Source organism: Acidovorax sp. LjRoot66 (genome assembly GCF_964253305.1).
Taxonomy (GTDB): domain Bacteria; phylum Pseudomonadota; class Gammaproteobacteria; order Burkholderiales; family Burkholderiaceae_C; genus Acidovorax.
Window position 1 is genome coordinate 5,165,160 of sequence record NZ_CAXUQU020000001.1, and the last position, 21,830, is coordinate 5,186,989.

Below are 21,830 nucleotides of genomic sequence, written 5' to 3' on the forward strand. Positions count from 1 at the left end.
CAGCAAAAATTTACATTTCATAACAAAAACACGGCCAGATGCCGACTGCTGCAAGCCCGGCCCCCGCCTCATTGGAGAGCTACCTCCACTCCCGAAGAGGGTTCCGGCGCAAAAAAATGTTACCGTTACCCGGGCTGTCAAATGGCAAGCCGCTGCACAGCTGGCGCCCCCGCCGCCGCACCGCCCCTGACGCCGCCGGGCAGTTGCCTTGTGCCCCATGGAATGACCTGATGACGCTGTTCACCAAAAAAGAGAAGAACCCCCACCACATGCCTGCCCCCGGCCTGCCTTTGCTGGCGCTGGAGCTGCGCGCGCCCTGGGAATTCGGGGCGGTGCTGCCTGCCTGGCCGGTACTGCAGCGCGCGCCCCGGGGCGATGGGCATACTGTCATCGTCTTCCCCGGGCTTACGGCCGGGGACGCCACCACGGCCCCGCTGCGCCGCTACCTGGAATCGCGCAGCTATGACACCCAGGGCTGGGGACAGGGGCTGAACCTGGGCCCGCGCGAAGGCGTGCTGGACAACGCCAAGCAGCAGTTGCAGCAGGCCGCACAGCGCAGTGGCGGCAAGGTGAGCCTGGTGGGCTGGAGCCTGGGCGGCATCTATGCGCGCGAGCTGGCCAAGGAACTGCCCGACCTGGTGCGCTGCGTGGTGACACTGGGCACGCCCTTTGCCGGGCCCCACACCTCCACCAATGCCTGGCGCATCTACCAGTTCGCCAGCGGCCGCAGCATCGAGCGCGAGACCGAGAACTACAACCTGCCCGAGGCCCCGCCCGTGCCCACCACCAGCATCTACTCGCGCAGCGATGGTGTGGTGGCCTGGCGTGGCAGCCTGCAGGCGCCCGCAGCGCACAACCCGCACACCGAGAACATCGAGGTGGTGGCCAGCCATTTCGGCATCGGCCTGAACCCGAGCGCCTGGTGGGTGGTGGCCGACCGGCTGGCCCAGCCGCAGGGGCCGGGAGCCGCATGGCAGGCCTTCAAACGCCCTGCACTGCCGGGGCTGCAGCTGGTGTTTCCGGATCCGCACCGGCCACGCTGAACGCGGCCCGCACCGGTCCAGGCGTGAAAAACCCGCCGACGGCGGGTTGAAAGAGAGGACGGCCCAGGGACAGCCTGCCGGCCTGCCATCAGAAGCTTTCCCAGTCATCATCCCCACCCCCGGCTGCCTTGGCCGGCGCCTTGGGTGCCGCTGCCGCCGCAGGGCTTGCCGCCGCGGTGGCCTTGGGCGCCGCCAGCCGGCTGGCCACCGGGGCCTTGGCCGCTGGCCTGGAGGTTACGGCCGCGCGCGCTGCCGGTGCCGCCATGGCCACCGGCTTGCGCACCGCCGGGGCCGCTGCAGGGGCCGCGCTGCGCTGGTTGGCGGCACCGCTGCCATCGCCCGCCAGCCTGAACACCGCCACCGCGTTCACCAGCTCGCCCGCCTGGCTGTTCAGGCTGCTCGCTGCTGCGGCCATCTCTTCCACCAGCGCTGCGTTCTGCTGGGTGGCCTGGTCCATCTGCGTGACCGCTTCTCCCACCTGGCCCACGCCTGCGCTTTGCTCGCTGCTGGCGGCGCTGATCTCGCCCATGATGTCCGTGACGCGCCGGATGGCGGCCACCACTTCGGTCATGGTGGCCCCGGCCTTGTCCACCAGCAGCGTGCCTTGCTCCACGCGCTCGACGCTGGCGGTGATCAGGCTCTTGATTTCCTTGGCCGCTTCGGCGCTGCGCCCGGCCAGGCTGCGCACTTCGCTGGCCACCACGGCAAAGCCCCGGCCTTGTTCGCCCGCCCGGGCGGCTTCCACCGCTGCATTGAGCGCCAGGATGTTGGTCTGGAAGGCGATGCCGTCGATGACGCTGATGATGTCGGCGATCTTGCTGCTGCTGGCGTTGATGCCTTTCATGGTCTCGACCACTTCGGCCACCACGTCGCCGCCCTGCACAGCCACGGTGGAGGCGCTCAGCGCGAGCTGGTTGGCTTGGCGTGCGTTGTCGGCGTTCTGGCGCACGGTGGAGCCGAGCTCTTCCATCGAGGCGGCCGTCTCTTCCAGTGCCGAGGCCTGCTGCTCGGTGCGCGCCGACAGGTCGTTGTTGCCCGAGGCAATCTGGGCGCTGGCCGAGGCCACGCTTTCGGCGTTGCCGCGCACGCCGGTGACCACGCGGGCCAGGTTGGCGCGCATGTCCTCCAACGCCGATAGCAACTGGCCCATTTCATCCTTGCCATGGGCCGGCATGGCCGCCGTGAGATCGCCTTCGGCAATGGCGCGCGCAGCGCTCACAGCCTGGCCCGCGGGGCGCGTGACCGAGCGCGTGATGGACACGCCCAGCACGACCGCAAGCGCCACGCAGGCGGCCAGCGTGCCCAGCACCCAGACCCGGGCGGCCTGGAAGACCGATTGCACCTCCTCCTGCTCCTTGTCGGCCATGGCGGAGTTGATCTTCTGCAACTGGCCCAGGGTTTCAGCGGCGGCCACGAATGCGGTTTCGGATTCACCGGCAAACAGCCCGGACAGGGCGTCGGAGCTCAGTTCCATGGTTTCACTGGAGCTGAAGTCCACCCCCTTGGCGACCTCCACCAGGTTGGCCTGGAGCTTGTAGTAAGCGACCTTGCGCGTGCGAAAGGTCTGGAAGGCCTCACGCTCCTCGCCCGCACTGACCAACGGTTCGTACTGCGCCTCCACACGCTCCAGGTCTTTGGCGCGCGCGTTCATCTGCTCGGCGAAGGCCTGGACTTCAGCCTTGCTGCGTGCGGTGGTCAGGCCGGCCTCAGAGCGCCGCATGCGGTTCATCAACACCCTGAGCTCGCCCGTGTAGCCCACGCTGGGCAGCAGGTTGCTGGCGATCTCCTGCGCGTTGTGGTGAATGCGTGACAGCTGGAACAGCGAGACCGCGCCCAGCAGGGCCGTGAGCAGCACCAGCGCAAAGAACCCGATCCCCAGCTTGAGCCCGATACGCACGTCGGAAATCTTCATAGCACCCCTTGGCCACGGCCATTCGTGCCAGGGCGGGCGCAGGATTGCGCACCGACACCCTGGCTTTGCGCAGTCTAGCAACGGCCGGGGCACTGCACAGTGCGGGGTTTCCATGAAAAAAGCATGCAGCCCGCGAGGGCATGCATGCTTTTTGGTCAGCGGGCCGCCGGCAAGGCAGCCGGTCCAGTCGCTCAGGCCTGGCTGTTCTTGGCCTTGAAGCTGGCGATGCCGTCCATGATTTCCTTCTTGGCGGCGTCCAGGCCTTCCCAGCCCAGCACCTTGACCCACTTGCCGGCTTCCAGGTCCTTGTAGTGCTCGAAGAAGTGGCTGATGGCCTTCAGGCGCATCGGGTTCACGTCTTCCACCTTCTGCCAGTGGGTGTAGATGGGCAGCACCTTGTCGGTGGGCACGGCCAGCACCTTGCCGTCCACGCCGGCTTCGTCTTCCATCATCAGGATGCCGATGGGGCGGCAGGGCACGACCACGCCGGGGAACAGCGGGTAGGGAGTGATCACCAGCACGTCCACCGGGTCGCCGTCGCCCGACAGCGTCTGCGGCACATAGCCGTAGTTGGTGGGGTAGTGCATGGCCGTGGTCATGAAGCGGTCCACGAAGATCGCGCCCGATTCCTTGTCCACTTCGTACTTGATCGGGTCGGCGTTCATCGGGATCTCGATGACGACGTTGAAAGCGTCAGGGGCGTTCTTGCCAGGGGGTACGTGGTTCAGGGACATGTCTGTGGAGTGTGGTTTGAAACGATAACCCGCGAGCCCGGTCAGGACCAAGAGCGTCGGGATTAACCCTGATTTTAGGCGCATGCCCCTTTCTGCCCGCTTGCAAACCGGCGTTTGCCTGTAAATTGGGCCTGTTGGCCAATCGACTCCTTGAGAAGCTGCTCCCGATTTTGAGCAGGTTCTCCCCACAGGAGCACGAGGAAGCAACGCAGCGGAAGCACCACCGACCTGCGTTGTGTTTCCTTCCGTGCAACTGAAAAAACCAAGGAGAAATGCATGGCTGACAACTCAGCGCTGACGTCCCCTCTGATACTGGCAGTGGTTTGCGGATTGATTGCGGTGGCCTACGGCATCTGGGCCCGTGGGTGGATTCTTGCCAAGGATGCGGGCAACGCGCGCATGCAGGAGATTGCCGCCGCCATACAGGCAGGTGCTGCGGCGTACCTGGCCCGCCAGTACAAGACCATCGCCATCGTCGGCGTGGTGCTGGCGATTCTCATCGGCGCCTTTCTGGACCTGACCTCCGCGCTCGGCTTCGTGCTGGGGGCCTTTCTCTCGGGCGCCTGCGGTTTCATCGGCATGAACGTTTCGGTGCGCGCCAACGTGCGCACCGCGCAGGCGGCCACGCAAGGCATTGGCCCCGCGCTGGACGTCGCGTTTCGCGGCGGCGCCATCACCGGCATGCTGGTGGTGGGCCTGGGCCTCTTGGGCGTCACGGGCTTTTACTGGGCGCTGTCACGGGGCATCACCTCGGGGCCCATGCTGGCCGAGGCCCTCAACCCGCTGATCGGCTTTGCCTTCGGCTCCTCGCTGATCTCGATCTTTGCGCGCTTGGGCGGCGGCATCTTCACCAAGGGCGCCGACGTGGGCGCCGATCTGGTGGGCAAGGTGGAGGCCGGCATCCCTGAGGACGACCCGCGCAACCCCGCCGTGATCGCCGACAACGTGGGCGACAACGTGGGCGACTGCGCCGGCATGGCGGCCGACCTGTTCGAAACCTATGCCGTGACGCTGATCGCCACCATGGTGCTGGGCGCGCTGATGGTGGTGGCCGCGCCGGTCAACGCCGCGGTGTACCCGCTGGCGCTGGGCGCCGTGTCCATCGTGGCGTCCATCATCGGCTGCTTCTTTGTGAAGGCCTCGCCGGGCATGAAGAACGTGATGCCCGCGCTCTACAAGGGCCTGGCGATCGCGGGCATTCTGTCGCTGATCGCGTTCTACTTCGTCACCATGTGGATCATGCCGGACAACGCCATCCGCGCCAGCGGCAGCCAGATGCGCCTGTTCGGCGCCTGCGCCACGGGGCTGGTGCTCACGGCCGCGCTGGTCTGGATCACCGAGTTCTACACCGGCACGCAGTATTCGCCCGTGCAGCACATCGCACAGGCCTCCACCACCGGCCACGGCACCAACATCATCGCCGGCCTCGGGGTCTCGATGCGCTCCACCGCCTGGCCGGTGCTTTTCGTCTGCCTGGCCATTCTCGCGTCCTACCAGCTCGCCGGGCTCTACGGCATTGCCGTGGCGGCCACGTCCATGCTGAGCATGGCGGGCATCGTCGTGGCACTGGACGCCTACGGCCCCATCACTGACAACGCCGGCGGCATTGCCGAGATGGCCGAGCTGCCCAGCAGCGTGCGCGACGTCACCGATCCGCTGGACGCCGTGGGCAACACCACCAAGGCCGTGACCAAGGGCTATGCCATCGGCTCGGCGGGCTTGGCGGCCCTGGTGCTGTTTGCCGACTACACGCACAAGCTCGAAAGCTACGGCAAGGCCATCAGTTTCGACCTGTCGGACCCGCTGGTCATCGTGGGCCTGTTCATCGGCGGACTGATCCCCTACCTGTTCGGCGCCATGGCCATGGAGGCCGTGGGCCGCGCGGCCGGTGCGGTGGTGGTGGAGGTGCGCCGCCAGTTCAGCACCATCCCCGGCATCATGGACGGCACGGGCAAGCCCGAGTACGGCAAGGCGGTTGACATGCTGACCACCGCCGCCATCAAGGAAATGGTGATCCCCAGCCTGCTGCCCGTGGTGGTGCCCATCGTGGTGGGCCTGCTCCTGGGGCCCAAGGCGCTCGGCGGCCTGCTCATGGGAACCATCGTCACCGGGCTGTTCGTCGCCATCTCCATGTGCACGGGCGGCGGCGCCTGGGACAATGCCAAGAAGTACATCGAGGACGGCCACCACGGCGGCAAGGGCAGCGAGGCGCACAAGGCCGCCGTGACCGGCGACACCGTGGGCGACCCCTACAAGGACACGGCCGGCCCGGCCATCAACCCGCTGATCAAGATCATCAACATCGTGGCGCTGCTGATCGTGCCGCTGGTGGTGCGATTCCACGGGAGCTGATACGCTGCGGCATCCGCCTTGCAGCCACGGCCCGCTTCGGCGGGCCTTTTCTTTTTCCATGCCATCCCACCGCACTGCCATGCCCATCACCGTGCAATCGCTGGACCATGTGGTCCTGACCGTCGCCAGCATCCCGGCCACCATCGCCTTCTACGAACGCGTGCTGGGCATGGTGGCGCGCGAGTTCAAGCCCGGGCGCTACGCACTGCATTTCGGCCAACAGAAGATCAACTTGCACGAGGTGGGCGCGGTGGTGGACCCGAACGTGCGCCACGCCACGGCGGGCTCGGGTGACCTGTGTTTTCTCACGCGCACTCCGCTCGACGAAGTCCTTGTGCATCTGGCCGCCGAGGGCGTGGCCGTGGTGCAGGGGCCCGTGGGCGCCACGGGCGCACAGCACCGCCTGCGCTCGGTCTATATCTACGATCCGGACGAGAACCTGGTCGAGATCGCCAACGAGGTCTGAGAAGCGCTCAGAACTCCGCCGAGATCGCCGCGCGCAGCAGCATCGCGGCCGGCTCCACCAGCTCCTGCAGGTCGTTGGCGCGCCCCTGCTCGATGGACTGCAGCACCATCTCGTTGATGCCGCCCACCACGGCCATGGCCATCATGGGCTGGAGCGGGGCCTTGCGCAGGCGCTCGCCCGGGCGGTTGTTCACCACGTCGAGCATCAGGTCGGCCAGTTGCTGGTTGGCGCGGCGGCGTGCGGCCAGGCCAGGGGCACCCAGGCCCAGCATCTCCACGAAGAGCGTGCGCAGCAGCACCGGGTTGCGCTCGAGCACACCGAAGTAGGCACCCATGGCCTGCTCCACCTGGGCCTGCCAGTCGCTGTGCGGATCGATGGCGTTGCGCAGCACCGTGATGGCGTTGCCGCTGGCGACCTCGTACAGCGCGATCAGGCACTCGGCCTTGTCGGCGAAGTTCTCGTAGAAGGTGCGGCGCGAGACGCTGGCCTCGCGCACGATGTCGGCGATGGTGGTGTCGGCATAGCCGCGCACGGCCACGGCGTGCGCCATGCCCTCCAGCAGGCGGGAGCGGTGTACGGTGGACGGGCTGGCGGTGGTCGAGGCTTCGGTCATGGTGGCGAACGGTTCCAGGAAAGATCCGAAAAGGTACTTGACAGTACCACACCCGGGTCGCATCATATGCACTTGGTACCATTCAGTACCAACCCTTTTCATCCCTTGGAGCCCGCCATGACCGAACTTGTCGTCCGCCGCCTGCTCATCGACCTGGAGGCCCCTTTTGCGCGGCACTGGTGCGGTGGTGACGCCTTTCGCACGGCGCTCTTCAATGCGCTGTCCATGAGCTTTCCCGTGGGCGAGCAGTTCTTCATCGACGCGGTGCGCAATGGCCACAAGGCCCTGCCCGCCGACCGGCAGGCGCTGTACGCAGAAGAGGTGCGCGGCTTCATCGGGCAGGAGGCCACGCACCGGCGCATCCACGCGCTGTTCAACGGCCACCTCGACACGCAGGGCCTGGTCAACATATGGGGCCCGCGTGCCGCCGAGCGCATGAAGCTCTTCGAGGGCGCCGACCCGCGCCACCCGCTGGCCGTGACCGCCGCCAACGAGCACTTCACCGCCTTGCTGGCCGATTGGCTGCTGGGCCACCCAGAGGTCCTCGCGGGCGCCGACCCGCGCCTTGCCACGATGTGGCAATGGCACTGCGCCGAAGAGGCCGAGCACAAGAGCACGGCTTTCGACATCTACCAGGCGCTGGACGGCGACCATGCCTGGCGCATCACCTGGTTCCGGCGCATCACCCTGGTGTTCCTGGGCGACGTGCTGCGCCAGACCGTGGGCAACCTGCGCCGCGATGGCACGCTGTGGCGCTGGCGCACCTGGGCCAGCGCGACGCGCACCCTGTTCGGCCAGGGAGGCCTGGTGCGCGAGACCTGGCGTCCCTGGCGCGACTACCTGCGGCGCGATTTCCACCCCAGCCAGCAGGGCAGCGACCTCTCCGAGCGCTGGCTGGCAGACCACCGCGAGGCCTACATCCCCGTGGGCGCACGCTGAGCACGAACACACCCCTTAGACCATGACCCAGAGCCCCTCTCACCGGCCGCATGCGGCGGCCGGCCAGCCCCTCCCTTGCCTGCGTATTTCTTCACTGCGGGCCGCCGCCCTGCTGGCCGCACTCGCCATGCAGCTGCCAGTCCAGGCTGAGCCCATGGCATTCCAGGCCGCACTGGAGCAGCTCACGGCACGCTCCGACCAGCTCGCCGCATCGCGCAACGCGGTGGAAAGCGCGCAGCTGCGCCGCCAGGCACTGGCGCGGCTGGGCGGCCCGGTGGTCTCGCTCAGCGGCGCCGCGTACGCCTACAACGCCAACCTGGACCTCGACCTCAACCCCGTGAACCAGGCCCTGCCGGGCGTGCTGCAGCAGTTGCCGCCGCAGCTGGCGGGCTCGCTGGCCCAGTTGCCGCACCTGCCGGCCAGCTACACGCTGAACCGCCACAAGACGGACACCAGCACCTCGGTCTCGGGCATCTGGCCGATCTACATGGGCGGTGCCAGCGACGCCGCGCGCGGCCTGGTGGAGGCACAGGCCGCCGAGGTGCAGGCCGATGCCGACAAGACCGGCCACGAGGTCACCACGGTGCTGGTGCAGCGCTACTTCGGCGCCCAGCTCGCCGAGCAGGCGGCCCGGCTGCGCGAGTCGGCCCTGGCCACCATCGAGCAGCACGACGCCGCCGCGCAGAAGATGCTGGACGCTGGCGTGATCGCCCGCGTGGAGCGCCTGCAGGCCCGTGCCGCGCTGGAGGAGGCGCGCCGCAATGCGCGCAAGGCCCGCGACGATGCCGATCTGGCCGCCACCGCCCTGACCCGCACGGTGAAGGCCACCGAGCGCGTGGCGCCCACCAGCCCGCTCTTCGTGCTCGGCCAGCCAGTGGAGCCCCTGCCCCACTTCGTCGATGCCGCGCTGCAGCGCCACCCGGGCCTGGCCAAGGTGGCCGCGAAGAAGGACCAGGCCGAGCAACTGCACGCGGCGCAGGAGGCTTTGCGCAAGCCGCAAGTCTTCGCCTTCGGCCAGCGCCAGCTCAAGAGCGGCAGGGATGCCGACTGGGTGGCCGGCATCGGCGTGCGCTTCACGCTGTGGGACTCCATCGACCGCGATGCGCTGGCCGCATCGTCCTCGCGCCAGATCGAGCAGGCCGAGCGCAGCGGCGCCCAGGCGCAGAACGACATCGCCCTGCTGGTGGAAAAGCGCTGGCAGGCGCTGGAGCAGGCGCGGCGCGCCTATTTCGGGCTGCAGCCCGGCCTGGAGGTGGCCGACGAGGTGCTGCGCCTGCGCACCTCGGGCCTGCGCGCAGGCACGAGCACCACGCTGGACCTGATCGACGCCCAGGTCAACCAGGCCAAGGCGCAGACCGAACGGGCCCAGGCCGCCCACGACTACGTGAAGGCCCTGGCCGAGCTGCTCGAAAGCTGCGGCCTCTCCGATGAATTTGGCAAATACATGGCACGCGCCGATGTGAAGGTGGAATGAACATGAGCGACAGCAACAAGAACAACGCAAACAGCAGTGGCAAGGGCAGCAGGAAGGCTGCGGTGCTGGGCGCCGTGGCCCTGGTGGCCGTGGGCGGCTTCGTCGGTTTCGGCCTGTGGAAGGCCTCTCAGCCAGCCCCCGAGGTGTTCCAGGGCCAGATGGAGGCCCGCGAGGCCGACATCGCCCCCAAGGTCACGGCGCGCATCGCGCAGATCCTGGTCAAGGAAGGCGACCAGATCGCCGTGGGCGCCCCGCTGATCCGCATGAACAGCCCCGAGGTGCAGGCCAAGCTGGCCCAGGCCACCGCCGCCCAGGAGGCCGCCCAGGCCGTGGCCGACAAGGCCGCGCACGGCGCGCGTCCGCAGGAGGTGGAGATGGCCCGCCTGGCCTGGCAGCGCGCCGTGACGGCGGCCGACCTGGCCGAATCGTCCTACCGCCGGGTGGACGGCCTGGCCCGCGAAGGCCTGGTGGCCGCACAGAAGCGCGACGAGGCCGAGGCCAACCACAAGGCCGCGCGCGACCAGGCCCTGGCCGCCAAGGCCCAGTACGAGCTGGCCCGTGCCGGCGCCCGGCCCGAGGACCGGTCTGCCGCCAGCGCCCAGGCGCGCCAGGTGGCCGGTGTGGTCGCCGAGGTCAAGGCCGCCCAGGCAGAGACCGAGCTCAAGAGCCCCGTGGCCGGCGAAGTGGCCAAGGTGCTGGCCCGCACGGGCGAGCTGTCGCCCCAGGGCGTGGCCGTGGTCACGGTGGTGGACCTGGCCGACCAGTGGGTGGCGCTGAACGTGCGCGAAGACCGCCTGCAGCGCTTTGCCATCGGCCAGGAGTTCGAGGCCACGCTGCCGGCCCTCGGCAGCGCCGGCAAGCCCGTGCGCTTCAAGGTCTACCACACGGCCGCCCTGCCCGACTTCGCCACCTGGCGCGCCACGCGCGCCGGCCAGGGCTTCGACGTGCGCACCTTCGAAGTGCGCGCACGCCCGGCCACCCCCATCGAAGGCGCCCGCCCCGGCATGACGGTGCTGGTGCAATGAGCGGGCGCGCAACGCCCAACCACCGCCCCGTGACCGCCACCGCGCCATGAGCACCCTGGCCCACAGCTTTCGCCGCGAGGCGCGGCGCCTGCTTGCCAGCCCCTGGGACCTGGCCATGGTCACCTGGGTGCCGCTGCTGGCGGTGCTGCTCATGGGCTGGATCTTCTCGGCCGGCCTGCCGCGCCACCTGCCCGTGGGCGTGCTGGACGACGACCACTCGGCCCTGTCGCGCCAGGTGGTGCGCATGCTCGACGCCACGCCCGGCCTGCAGGTGGTGCAGCACTACACCAACACAGCCGAGGCCGAGCGCGCGCTGCGCAGCGTGGACGTCTACGCCGTCGTCACCATTCCGCGCGACTTTTCGCGCACCGTGAAGCAGGGCCGCACAGCCCAGGTCACGCTGCTGCACAACGCGCAACTGGGCACGCATTCGGGCGTGCTGCAGCGCGACGTGCGCGCCGTGGTGGGCACGCTGTCGGCCGGCATCGAGATGGCCGCGCGCAACAAGCGCGGCGAGCCGGCCCAGGCCGTGCGCGTGAACATGGAGCCCATCCACACGCAATTGCTGGCGCTGTTCAACGTGTCCACCAACTACGAGCAGTTTCTGGGCGCGGCGCTGATCCCGGCGCTGCTGCACATCCTGGCCATGACGGCCGGCGCCTGGGCCGTGGGCCGCGAGCTGCGCGACCGCACGCTGGGCGAATGGCTCGGTGCGGGTGGTGGGGTGCTGCGCACGGGTGCGGCCCTGGTGGGCAAGCTGGCCCTGCCCTGGGCCTCGCTGACACTGGTGGCGCTGCTGGCGCTGACAGGCATCACCTGGGGGCGCGGCTGGCACCCGCCGGGCAACCTGGCCTGGGTGGCTGCGGGGCTGGCGCTGTTGATGGCCGTGTCGGTGGCCGCCGGTGCGGCGCTGGCGGGCATCACGCGCTCGCTGCGCACGGCACTGTCGGGCGCCGGCTTCTTCGCGGCACCGGCGTTTGCATTCAGCGGCGTGGCCTTTCCGCTGGCGGGCATGCCGGCCAGCGCACGCGCCTGGGCCGAGGCCATGCCCTACACCCACTACATCCGCCTGCAAATCGAGCAGTTGCAGATGGGCGCACCGCTGCGCACCAGTGTTTCCACCGTGGCGGCGCTGATGGCGGCCACTGCCGTGCTGCTGCTGGTTTGCACGCTCGCCCTGCAACTGGCACGGCGCAAGCCCGATAGCTGGGGAGGAAGGTGATGGACGCACGACATGACACCTTAGCCGAGCCTGCGAACCTGTTGAGCGCCTGGCTCCAGGCACTGGCCACCATCTGCCGCGACAAGGGCGTGCTGCTGCTGCTCGTGGCCGCGCCCGTGCTCTATGGCTTCTTCTACCCCTGGTTCTATGCCGACGAGGTGCTCACCCGTGTGCCCGTGGCCGTGGTGGACATGGACCGCAGCAGCCTGTCGCGACAGATCACGCGCTTTGCCGAGGCCGACCCGCGCATCGAGGTGCGCCTGGTGACCGCCAGCGAACGCGAGGCGCAGGAAGCGCTGTGGCGCGGCGAGGTGGAGGGCTATGCGCTGATCCCCGCCCACCTCAAGCGCAGCGTGGTGCGCGGCGAGGAGGCCCTGGTCCGCGTCGAAGGCAATGGCGCGTATGCGCTGCTCAACAAGGCCGTGCAGTACGGCTTTGCGGAGGCCGTGGGCACCGTGTCTGCCGGCATCGAGATGCGCAAGCTGCAGGCTGCGGGCCAGAGCGCGCAGCAGGCCGCGGCCAGCCGCAACCCGGTGCAGCTGCAGATGGTGGCGCTGTTCAACCCCACCGAAGGCTACGGCAGCTTCGTCGTGCCCGCCGTGGCCCTGCTGATCCTGCAGCAGACGCTGCTCATGGGTGCGGCCATGCTCACCGGCACCTGGGTGGAGGCCGGCCGGCACCGCGCCCGCGCCCGCACCTGGCTGGGCCGGCTGCTGGCGCTGTGCACGCTGGGCTGGGTCAGCGGCCTGTTCTACTTCGGCTGGATTTTTGTGCTGCACGACTACCCGCGCGGCGGCAACCCGCTGGGTGCCCTGGCGCTGCTGGCCTGCTATGTGCCCGCCATCGCGGCCCTGGGCGCGCTGATCGGCCTGTGGGTGGGCAACCGCGAGCGCGCACTGCAGGTGCTGCTGTTCACCACCCTGCCGATCGCCTTCGTGGCCGGCTTCTCGTGGCCCGTGGAGGCCCTGCCCGAGCCGCTGCAGTGGCTGCGCTGGCTGCTGCCCAGCACCTCGGGCGTGCAGGCCTCGCTGCGCCTGAACCAGCTGGGCGCGCCCCTCGCGGCGGCCTTGCCCCAGCTGTGTGCGCTGGTGGCGCTATCTGCAGGGTGCACGGTGGCGCTGCTGGCTTGGACAAGGCCCCGGCCAGTACCCGGCCCTTCTGCCTGAGGAACTTCATCACCCGGGCTGCAACCCCGCGTACCATCACAGGCATTCCGGTACTCCCAGAAAAGATGGCCTTGAAACACTCCGCACCGCCTGACCATGCTCCCCGCGATGGCAACGCCTCGCACTACCAGCGCATCGTCGATGGCGTGCTGGCGGATTCCAGGCACCTGATGGAGCGCGTCGCCGAGGCGACGCGCATGTCTTTGCAACTGCGCCAGGACCAGGCCCGCACCCCGGGCGAGCACCAGGGCATGCTCGAAGCGCAGCAGCAGCTGATGCGGCTCACCTCCGTGATGGGCGAGCGCTACCCTGGCGCGCTGCGCAAGGCGCTTGAACAGCAGACCACCGCGCCAGGGGAGGAAAAGCCCTCGCGCTCCCTGTTCACCATCCATTTCGACCAGCTCGAACTGATGGACGAGTCGCAGATCACCGAAAGCGTCGAGCGCGCCCGCGCCAGGCAGGTGCTGGCTTCTGCCGTGGAGGGGCCGCTGGCCGACCTCGACGCCCTGGTGTGCGCAGCACAGGGACTGCCGAGGGTGCAGCCCGAGCACAACCCCCTGCGCCCGGAAGTCTTCCTGCAGGCACTGCAGGCCGTGGTGTCGCAGATGCAGGCCACCGCGCAGGTGCGAAACGACTGGATGGCGCACATGGCCAAGGCCCTGGGCACGGAGCTCAAGGGCCTCTACCTCGCGCAGATCGATCTGCTCAAGCAAGGCGGTGTGCGGCCCGTGGGCTACGCCATGCGCCAGGCCGACGGCGAGTATGTGTACGTTGCCCCAAGCAATGGCGAAACCTCTCCCGGCTTCGGCGCCGAAACGGACATGCTGGTACCGGCAGGCTCCGGCGACCCGCTGCTCACGCTCGACCGGCTGCGCCGCCTGCTGCTCGGCGAGTTCAGTGAGCAACCCGCGCCGCAGCAGTCCCCGGCGGCCGCGCCGGACAATGAACCCTTCGCCGAACGTTTTGCACGCGAGTTCGACAGCCCGGTACAGCTTCCCCAGATCGACCCGCCCGCCACGGATTTCGCCATGACCGTGCCCGCCGCCTTCGAAGCGCTGCAGGAGATGAACCAGGTCGGCCAGATGATGGAGCGCCTGGGCAGCCAGCGCGTCCAGCCGGGCGACGGCCCAGGGCAGCGGCGCGCCGCAGGGCTGGGGGACGCCCTGGGCATGGAGGTGGTCGCGCTGATGGTGGACAACATCGCGCGCGACAGCCGGCTGCTGTGGCCTGTGCAGCAGTTCGTGCGCGCCCTGGAACCCGCCCTGATGCAGCTGGCGGTGGCCGACCCCCGATTCTTCAGCAACAAGGAGCACCCCGCGCGCCGCCTGCTGCAGGACATCACCGACCACAGCATGGCCTTCAACGGGGCCGAGGCACCCGGCTTCAAGCGATTCATGCGCTCCCTCATGGACATTGCCGGCCCGCTGGCCTCGGCCACCATCGAAGGGGCAGATGACTTCGAGCAGGTCCGCCAGCAGTTGCACGCGCAATGGGCAGACGGCGAGCAGGTGCGCGAACAGGAGCGCCTGCGCGCCATCGAGGCGCTGGAGCACGCGGAGCAGCGCCACCTACTGGCGGCCAGGTTGTCCGGCGAGATCCGCTTGCTGCCGCAGATCGACAGCATCCCCGGCGAGATTGCCCACTTCCTGCTCGGCCCCTGGGCCCAGGTCATGGCCCAGGCGCGCCTGACCGACAGGACCGGCAGCGCCGACCCGGGCCGCTACCAGGAGCTGGTGGGCGCCCTGGTCTGGAGCGCGCAGCCCGAACTGACCCGCACGAACACCGGTGAGCTCGCGCGCCTGATCCCTCAACTGCTGTCCCGGCTGCGCGAGGGCCTCGCATTGATCGACTACCCCGCTGACAGGACCGAAGCCGTCTTCGAGCAGTTGATGCAATTGCACCAGCAGGCCTTCCAGGGCGGGCCGAAGCCTGCAGGGCAGCCGGCGCCAACCCTGCTCACGCAAGAGGACGAGGAGCCGTGGCTTGCGCCATCGGAAGCCCAGGATTCCGGCTTCATGGACGACTTGCAGCCGTCCCAGCCCGGGGCCCTGGAGCCCCCGCCCGCACCCACGCCGGTGGATGGGCCCACCCGGCCTGCGCTGGCCGTCGGCAGTTGGGTGAACCTGCTGGTGGCAGGCCAGTGGGAGCGCACCCAGCTGTCCTGGGTCGGCTCGCAGGGCACCTTCTTCCTCTTCACCAACGCCTCCGGGCGCACCCAATCGATGACGCTGCGGCTGCTCGACCGGTGCATCCAGCAAGGCAGCCTGCAGGTGCTCAGCCAGCAGCCCGTGGTGGATGTCGCCCTGGACGCCGTGGCGCAGGCCGCCATGCGCAACAGCGTGGAAAGCAGGTTATGAGCCCGGGGTGTTCTGCCCCGGCCTGCGCAGCACCAGCATGCCGAACAGCGGCGCCATGATGTACATGCTGACCGAGTAGATGGCGGCTGGCAGCGCGAGCTGGAAGTTGTTGAGCACCGACAGCGCGATGAAGATCGCCAGCGTGGAGTTGTGGATGCCGATCTCGAAGCCGATGGCCGTGGCCATGGACTTGTCCATGCCCAGAGCGCGCGGCAGGAAGTAGCCCGCGCAGAGGCTCAGGGCATTGAACAGCAGCACGGCCGGGCCGATGTCGGCAAACGAGGACGACAGCGCCGCCCATTCCTTGGCAATGGCAATCAGCGCGAACGACGCGAGCACCACGGCGCTGAAGAGCTTCATCGGCTTTTCCATGCGCGCGCTGAAGGCCGGAGCGCGCCGGTGCACCCACATGCCCACGACCACAGGGATGAGCACGATCACGATCACCTCAAGCACCTTGCCGAACTGCAGCGGCACCACCTGGCCCGTTTTGGCGAAGGTGGCGATGGCCCAGTTGGTGATGAGCGGCAGGCTCACAATGGACAGCACCGTGTTGATGGCCGTGAGCGAGATGTTCATCGCCACGTTGCCGCCGAACAGGTGGCTGAACAGGTTGGCCGACACGCCGCCTGGCGAGGCCGCCAGCAGCATCAGCCCCACGGCATACAGCGGCGGCACGCCCAGCAGCACGATGAGGCCGTAGCAGGCCGCGGGCAGCACCAGCACCTGGAGCACCAGGGCCAGCACCACGGCGCGCGGGTACTGCAGCAGGCGCTTGAAGTCCGCCACGGTGAGCGACAGGCCCAGGCCGAACATGACGAGGCCCAGCGCAATGAACAGCAGCGTGGGCAGGATGAAAATGAAACTCATGGTGCGCTCACGCGGCCAGGGGCTGGCCGCGCTCCTGTGGCAAAGCCCACGGCACCGCCATGCGGTGCCGTGGACAAAAGTCGATGAACGAGGAGAGAGGGGGAGATGCGCCGGTTCAGGCCGCTGCAGTTGGGCCCGTGCGCAGGCGCACCGGGCCGCTACGCTGCTCGATGGCGTGCTGCACTTCCTTGCGCAGGCCCATCAGAAAGCCCAACTCGGCCACCACGAAGAGCGGCCCCACGATCAGGCCTGCCAGGTCGTCCACGAAGGCGGGCTTGCGGCCCTCGTAGTAGTGGCCCACGAACTGGATCACCCAGCCCACGGCGAACAGGCCCAGGCCCGTGGCCAGCCACAGCGTGGTGCCTTGCAGCGCCAGCCATTGGCCGCCGGCCAGCATGGCGGCCTGCAGCGCGGCCATCACCAGGCCGAAGCGCGTGTCGAGACGGAAGTAGAAAACACTGGCCGCGATGGCTGCCACCAGCGCCGGCCCCACAGGCACACCACCCAGCAGCCAGACGGGGCGCGAGAGCAGGATCACCACGGCGAACATGATCATCGGCACCCCCACGAAATGGGTGTGGATGTTGCGCGGGTCGCGGTGGTAGTCGGCGTACTGGGCCAGGTGGTCGATCAGGGTTTTCATGGGTGTCTCCTGGTTGTTGTTGTGAGCAGCATCCATACTCGTGCGGCGCCCGCCCCCCGTCTGTCGGGGAGCCGACACAAACCCTGCCTTCCCCGACTGCATGACCGACCCTGCCGCCTACCTTCCCGTGCTCCAGTCCGGCCGCTGGTTTGCCCACCTGCCGCCCGACTTCGCCCAGCCCCTGCTGGCCATGGCCCACTTGCGCCAGCTGGCGCCGGGCGAGGTGCTCTTTCTGCGTGGCGATGCACCCTGCGGGCTGTATGCCGTGGTGCGCGGCGCGATCAGCATCTCGGGCACCGGCGGGCGCGCCGACGAAGCGCGCGCCGCCATGCTCACGCGGCTGGAGCCCCCGCACTGGTTCGGCGAGATCTCGGTGTTCGACAATTCGGCCCGCACGCACGATGCCCACGCGGCCGAAGCCAGCACCCTGCTGCAGATACCGCACGAGCCCCTGCAGGCCTGGCTCACCGCCCACCCGCAGCACTGGCATGCGCTGGCCCTCTTGCTCACCGACAAGCTGCGCACCGCCTTCGTGGCCATCGAGGAACTGGCCCTGCTGCCCGCCGGCCAGCGCCTGGCGCGCCGCCTGGTGATGATGGCCGAGGGCTATGGCCAGTGGACGGCCGAGGGCCAGTCGCGCCGGGTAATCGGCATATCGCAGGAGCAGCTGTCGCTGATGCTGGCCATCTCGCGCCAGACCACGAACCAGATCCTCAAGGAGCTGGAGAGCCGCGCCCTGGTGCGCGTGCACCGCGGCGAGGTGGAGATCCTGGACCTGGCGGCCCTGCGCGCCACTTGCTACTGAATCAATAGCACCCAGCACATACGGGTTATCACCCAAGTGCATTTGGGAGCAAAATACTAAGAACACTTTGCATTTCCGGGCAAAATGGCGGCATGCAACTGAACTACATCGCCAACGCCTCTGTTCCGTCCTCGTCGGGCCGCACGCTTGCCGTGATCGACCCGTCCGACGGCCAGCCCTTCGACGAGATCCAGCGCAGCAACGCCGATGACATCGACGCGGCGGTGCATGCGGCGCGCCAGTGCTACAACGCAGTGTGGCAGCGCATGGCACCGGCCGACCGGGGCCGCCTGCTGCAGCGCCTGTCGGCCAAGGTGCTCGAGCATGCCGACGAGCTCACGGCGCTGGAGCAGCGCGACTGCGGCAAGCCCACCAAGCAGGCCCGCGCCGACACGCTGGCGCTGGCCCGCTACTTCGAGTTCTATGCCGGCGCCTGCGACAAGCTGCATGGCGAGACCCTGCCCTACCTGGACGGCTACAGCGTGCTCACCTGGCGCGAGCCGCATGGGGTGACGGGCCATGTGATCCCCTGGAACTACCCGATGCAGATCTTTGGCCGCAGCGTGGGCGGTGCCCTGGCGGCCGGCAACGTCTGCGTGGTCAAGCCGGCCGAGGACGCCTGCCTGTCGCTGATCCGCGTGGCGCAGCTGGCGGCCGAGGTGGGCTTTCCGTCCGGCGCGCTGAACATCGTCACGGGCTACGGCCACGAGGTGGGCGACGCGCTGGCGCGCCACCCGGGCATCGACCACATCAGCTTCACCGGCAGCCCCAAGATCGGCACGCTGATCCAGCAGGTGGCGGCCGAGCGCCACTGCCCGGTGACGCTGGAGCTCGGCGGCAAGAGCCCGCAGATCATCTTTGCCGATGCCGACCTGGACGCTGCCGTGCCCGTGGTGATCAACGCCATCGTGCAGAACGCGGGCCAGACCTGCAGCGCCGGCTCGCGCGTGCTGATCGACTCGCTGATCTACGAACCGCTGCTCGAACGCCTGGGCAAGGCCTTTGAACAGCTGCGCGTGGGCCCCGCGGCCATGGACCTCGATGTGGGCCCGCTGATCCGCCAGACCCAGCAGCAGCGCGTGTGGGACTTTCTGTCTGACGCGCAAGTCGCTGGCATCCCCATGGTGGCCCAGGGCGTGGTGGTGGACGAGTCGCCCGAAGGCGGCTTCTACCAGGCCCCCACGCTGCTGCGGGATGTGCCGGTGCAGCACCGCCTGGCGCAGGAGGAAGTCTTCGGCCCCGTGCTCTCGGCCATGGCCTTCCAGGACGAGGACCATGCGGTGGAGCTGGCCAATGCCACGCAGTTCGGCCTGGTGGCCGGCATCTGGACGCGCGATGGCTCGCGCCAGTTCCGCATGGCCAAGCGCGTGCACAGCGGCCAGGTGTTCATCAACAACTACGGCGCCGGCGGCGGCGTGGAGCTGCCATTCGGCGGCGTGAAGTCCAGCGGCTATGGCCGCGAAAAGGGCTTCGAGGCGCTGTACGGCTTCACCACCCTCAAGACCGTGGCGATCAAGCACGGTTGATTGCGGCGCTCGCCGACCTGGCGGGCACCGATTTGCGCAAGACCTCTTTCCATGCCCCTGAGCCCCCCCGCCCCCCGCACCGCCCGGCATGTCCGGCACGTGACCTACCAGGGCTATGAACGCGACGACGGCCTGTGGGACATCGAAGGCGAGCTGCACGACAGCAAGGCCTACGATGCACCGGTGCACCGTGGCGAGGGCGTGCGCCGCGCGGGCGAGCCCATCCACCACATGCTGCTGCGCGTCACGGTGGACCGCCAGCTCGTGGTGCAGGCCATCGACGTGGCCATGGATGCCCACCCGCTCAAGGACTGCCCGCTGGCCCAGGCCGCGCTGCAGCAGATGGTGGGCTGCAGCATGACCCGCGGCTGGCGCCAGGCCATCCAGAAGCACCTGGGTGGCGTGGCCAGCTGCACCCACCTGCGCGAGCTGCTGTTCAACCTGGCCACCGCCGCCTTCCAGTCCGTCACCGCCGTGTTCGCACCGCCTGCCAATGGCGACCCGCCGCGCCACCTGAACCAGTGCACGGGCTGGGCCTTCGACGGCAACGGCGTGAAGGAGCACTTTCCGCAGTTCTACGGCCGCGTGCCCGCTGCAATCAGCAAACCCGACACGGCGGCACCGCCCGCCGAACGCTGACCACAGCAGTTCCACACCTTATTTTTTACCGCCCCATTTTCCAAAGACAGGGAGACACTCCATGCGTGCACAGAACAAGTCCGTCATCGTCACCGGCGCCGGCAACGGCATTGGCGAAGGCATCGCCAAGCGCCTGGCGGCCGAGGGCGCCAAGGTCATCGTCAACGACATCAACGAAGCCGGCGGCCAGCGCGTGGTGGCCGAGATCACCGCGGCCGGCGGCACGGCCGCCTTCTTCAAGGCCGACGTGACGAATTCGGCCCAGGTCAAGGCCCTGGTCGATGAGGCCGTGCGCCTGTACGGCCAGCTCGACGTGATGGTCAACAACGCCGGCTGGACGCACCGCAACCGCCCCATGCTGGAGGTGAGCGAGGACGAGTTCGACAAGGTCTATGCCATCAACATGAAGAGCATCTACCTCTCGGCCATCCACGCCGTGCCGGTGCTGCGCAAGGTGGGAGGCGGCAGCATCATCAACATCGCCTCCACGGCCGGCCTGCGCCCACGCCCAGGCCTGACCTGGTACAACGGCTCCAAGGGCGCCGTGATCATCACCAGCAAGTCCATGGCGGCCGAGCTCGGCCCCGACAACATCCGCGTGAACTGCATCAACCCCGTGTTCAACCCCGACACCGGCCTGGCCGCCGAGTTCGCGGGCGGCCCGGTGGACGATGCGCGCCGCGCCAAGTTCCTGGCCACCATCCCGCTGGGGCGCTTTTCCACCGCGCTCGACGTGGCCAACGCCGCGCTCTACCTTGCCAGTGATGAAGCGTCCTTCATCAATGGCGTGTGCATCGAGGTAGACGGCGGCCGCTGCGTCTAAGCCCCCACAAGGGCAAGTTGGGAGGCCGCATCCCCAATGCAGCAACTGCGGCAAAATGCCCCCATGGCCGAACGTGTGATCCCCCTGGTGGACCAGCGCAGCGCCGCCCTCCGGGCGGTGGTGCCGCTGCATGCACAAGCTCCAACGGGGCATCTGGTGGACACACGCGGGCGTCCCTTGCGCGACCTGCGCATCAGCGTGACGGACCGCTGCAACTTCCGCTGCAGCTACTGCATGCCCAAGGAGGTGTTCGACAAGGACTACCCCTACCTGCCCCACAGCGCGTTGCTCAGCTTCGAGGAGATCACGCGCCTGGCCCGGCTGTTCCTGGCCCACGGCGTGCGCAAGATACGCCTCACGGGGGGCGAGCCCCTGCTGCGCAAGAACCTCGAAGCCCTGGTGGCGCAACTGGCCGCGCTGCGCACGGTGGATGGCACGCCCCCCGACCTCACGCTCACCACCAACGGGTCGCTGCTGGTGCGCAAGGCCCGAGCGCTCAAGGACGCGGGCCTGAACCGCGTGACCGTGAGCCTCGACGGCCTGGACGACACGGTGTTCCGGCGCATGAACGACGTGGACTTTCCGGTGGCCGACGTGCTCGCAGGCATCGAGGCGGCCCATGCGGCGGGCCTGTCGCACATCAAGGTCAACATGGTCGTCAAGCGCGGCACCAACGACCACGAGATCCTGCCCATGGCGCGGCACTTTCGCGGCACGGGCACCACGCTGCGCTTCATCGAGTACATGGATGTGGGGGCCACCAACGGCTGGCGCATGGACGAAGTGCTGCCTTCGGCCGAACTCATCGAGCGCCTGCGCGCCCACCTGCCGCTGGTGCCGCTCGATCCCGCCAGCCCCGGCGAGACCGCCGAGCGCTGGGGCTATGCCGATGCCAGCGGCCGGCACGACCCAGCGCTGGGCGAGATCGGCGTCATCAGCAGCGTGACCCAGGCCTTTTGCCACGACTGCAACCGCGCACGCCTGTCCACCGAAGGCCAGCTGTACCTGTGCCTGTTCGCCACCCAGGGCCATGACCTGCGCAGCTTGCTGCGCGGCGGCGCGAGCGACGAGGCCATCGCCTCGGCCATCGCCCCCATCTGGCAAAACCGCAGCGACCGCTACTCGGAGCTGCGCAGCAGCCTGCCTGCGGATGCCACGCCCGGGCCGCGCCGGGTGGAGATGAGCTATATCGGCGGGTGATGCAGGCGCTGCTGCCCTTTC

General features: G+C 68.7%; 19 protein-coding genes. 14 read left to right on the forward strand and 5 right to left on the reverse strand.

Annotated features, from left to right (window positions below):
- Positions 1-230 precede the first annotated feature (230 nt).
- Positions 231-1,043: an alpha/beta fold hydrolase gene (locus tag ACSQ3Y_RS24350; RefSeq protein WP_057205778.1), complete on the forward strand. Its 813-nt coding sequence runs from the start codon at positions 231-233 to the stop codon at positions 1,041-1,043.
- 88 nt (positions 1,044-1,131) lie between these two features.
- Here ACSQ3Y_RS24350 and ACSQ3Y_RS24355 read toward each other — a convergent pair whose 3' ends face one another.
- Both ACSQ3Y_RS24355 and ppa read right to left on the reverse strand, forming a co-directional pair.
- On the reverse strand, positions 1,132-2,955 hold the full coding sequence (locus ACSQ3Y_RS24355) for a methyl-accepting chemotaxis protein (protein WP_436179161.1): 1,824 nt from the start codon (positions 2,953-2,955) through the stop codon (positions 1,132-1,134).
- Positions 2,956-3,146: 191 nt separating this feature from the next.
- Complete coding sequence (gene ppa, locus ACSQ3Y_RS24360) at positions 3,147-3,689, reverse strand: inorganic diphosphatase (protein ID WP_057205776.1); 543 nt, start codon at positions 3,687-3,689, stop codon at positions 3,147-3,149.
- A gap of 276 nt (positions 3,690-3,965) precedes the next feature.
- On the opposite strand from ppa, the gene ACSQ3Y_RS24365 reads away from it, so the two are divergent.
- Both ACSQ3Y_RS24365 and ACSQ3Y_RS24370 read left to right on the forward strand, forming a co-directional pair.
- A complete protein-coding gene (locus tag ACSQ3Y_RS24365; RefSeq protein WP_179681242.1) occupies positions 3,966-6,041 on the forward strand; it encodes a sodium-translocating pyrophosphatase in 2,076 nt (691 codons plus the stop codon).
- 79 nt (positions 6,042-6,120) lie between these two features.
- Positions 6,121-6,507: a VOC family protein gene (locus ACSQ3Y_RS24370; protein WP_057205772.1), complete on the forward strand. Its 387-nt coding sequence runs from the start codon at positions 6,121-6,123 to the stop codon at positions 6,505-6,507.
- 7 nt (positions 6,508-6,514) lie between these two features.
- On the opposite strand, the gene ACSQ3Y_RS24375 is transcribed toward ACSQ3Y_RS24370, so the two are convergent.
- The gene (locus tag ACSQ3Y_RS24375) at positions 6,515-7,120 is read right to left on the reverse strand and encodes a TetR/AcrR family transcriptional regulator (RefSeq protein ID WP_436179162.1); all 606 of its coding nucleotides are present in this window, start codon (positions 7,118-7,120) and stop codon (positions 6,515-6,517) included.
- Positions 7,121-7,237: 117 nt separating this feature from the next.
- Here ACSQ3Y_RS24375 and ACSQ3Y_RS24380 point away from each other — a divergent pair, with 117 nt between their 5' ends.
- The 6 genes from ACSQ3Y_RS24380 (at position 7,238) to ACSQ3Y_RS24405 (ending at position 15,303) form a co-directional block, all read left to right on the forward strand.
- A complete protein-coding gene (locus ACSQ3Y_RS24380) occupies positions 7,238-8,059 on the forward strand; it encodes a metal-dependent hydrolase (RefSeq protein ID WP_436179163.1) in 822 nt (273 codons plus the stop codon).
- 22 nt (positions 8,060-8,081) lie between these two features.
- Positions 8,082-9,533 (forward strand): TolC family protein, encoded by a 1,452-nt coding sequence (locus ACSQ3Y_RS24385; RefSeq protein WP_436179164.1) that lies wholly within the window; start codon positions 8,082-8,084, stop codon positions 9,531-9,533.
- 2 nt (positions 9,534-9,535) lie between these two features.
- Positions 9,536-10,558 carry an HlyD family secretion protein gene (locus ACSQ3Y_RS24390; protein WP_436179165.1) on the forward strand — a complete coding sequence of 341 codons (1,023 nt, stop codon included), beginning with the start codon at positions 9,536-9,538 and terminating at the stop codon, positions 10,556-10,558.
- A gap of 46 nt (positions 10,559-10,604) precedes the next feature.
- Positions 10,605-11,780: an ABC transporter permease gene (locus tag ACSQ3Y_RS24395; RefSeq protein WP_436179166.1), complete on the forward strand. Its 1,176-nt coding sequence runs from the start codon at positions 10,605-10,607 to the stop codon at positions 11,778-11,780.
- Positions 11,780-12,946: an ABC transporter permease gene (locus ACSQ3Y_RS24400; RefSeq protein WP_436179167.1), complete on the forward strand. Its 1,167-nt coding sequence runs from the start codon at positions 11,780-11,782 to the stop codon at positions 12,944-12,946. The genes ACSQ3Y_RS24395 and ACSQ3Y_RS24400 overlap by 1 nt, the downstream gene beginning before the upstream one ends.
- 65 nt (positions 12,947-13,011) lie before the next feature.
- Complete coding sequence (locus tag ACSQ3Y_RS24405; protein WP_436179168.1) at positions 13,012-15,303, forward strand: DUF1631 family protein; 2,292 nt, start codon at positions 13,012-13,014, stop codon at positions 15,301-15,303.
- Here the strand turns inward: ACSQ3Y_RS24405 and ACSQ3Y_RS24410 are convergent.
- Both ACSQ3Y_RS24410 and ACSQ3Y_RS24415 read right to left on the reverse strand, forming a co-directional pair.
- Entirely contained in the window at positions 15,298-16,173 is an 876-nt protein-coding gene (locus ACSQ3Y_RS24410; protein ID WP_436179169.1) for a bile acid:sodium symporter family protein, read from the reverse strand. The genes ACSQ3Y_RS24405 and ACSQ3Y_RS24410 overlap by 6 nt on opposite strands.
- A 115-nt stretch (positions 16,174-16,288) precedes the next feature.
- Positions 16,289-16,816 (reverse strand): DUF962 domain-containing protein, encoded by a 528-nt coding sequence (locus tag ACSQ3Y_RS24415; protein ID WP_057205755.1) that lies wholly within the window; start codon positions 16,814-16,816, stop codon positions 16,289-16,291.
- Between the two features lie 100 nt (positions 16,817-16,916).
- Between ACSQ3Y_RS24415 and ACSQ3Y_RS24420 the strand changes: the two genes are divergently transcribed.
- The 5 genes from ACSQ3Y_RS24420 (at position 16,917) to moaA (ending at position 21,809) form a co-directional block, all read left to right on the forward strand.
- Positions 16,917-17,621, forward strand: a complete 705-nt coding sequence (locus ACSQ3Y_RS24420) for a Crp/Fnr family transcriptional regulator (RefSeq protein ID WP_436179170.1) — start codon at positions 16,917-16,919, stop codon at positions 17,619-17,621.
- A gap of 92 nt (positions 17,622-17,713) precedes the next feature.
- Positions 17,714-19,147 (forward strand): aldehyde dehydrogenase family protein, encoded by a 1,434-nt coding sequence (locus ACSQ3Y_RS24425; protein ID WP_057205750.1) that lies wholly within the window; start codon positions 17,714-17,716, stop codon positions 19,145-19,147.
- A 51-nt stretch (positions 19,148-19,198) separates the two neighbouring features.
- Positions 19,199-19,786 (forward strand): DUF2889 domain-containing protein, encoded by a 588-nt coding sequence (locus tag ACSQ3Y_RS24430; protein WP_436179171.1) that lies wholly within the window; start codon positions 19,199-19,201, stop codon positions 19,784-19,786.
- 61 nt (positions 19,787-19,847) lie between these two features.
- Entirely contained in the window at positions 19,848-20,609 is a 762-nt protein-coding gene (locus ACSQ3Y_RS24435; protein ID WP_427999921.1) for an SDR family oxidoreductase, read from the forward strand.
- A gap of 63 nt (positions 20,610-20,672) precedes the next feature.
- Positions 20,673-21,809 carry a GTP 3',8-cyclase MoaA gene (moaA, locus tag ACSQ3Y_RS24440; RefSeq protein ID WP_057269672.1) on the forward strand — a complete coding sequence of 379 codons (1,137 nt, stop codon included), beginning with the start codon at positions 20,673-20,675 and terminating at the stop codon, positions 21,807-21,809.
- The last annotated feature ends 21 nt before the right edge of the window (positions 21,810-21,830 follow it).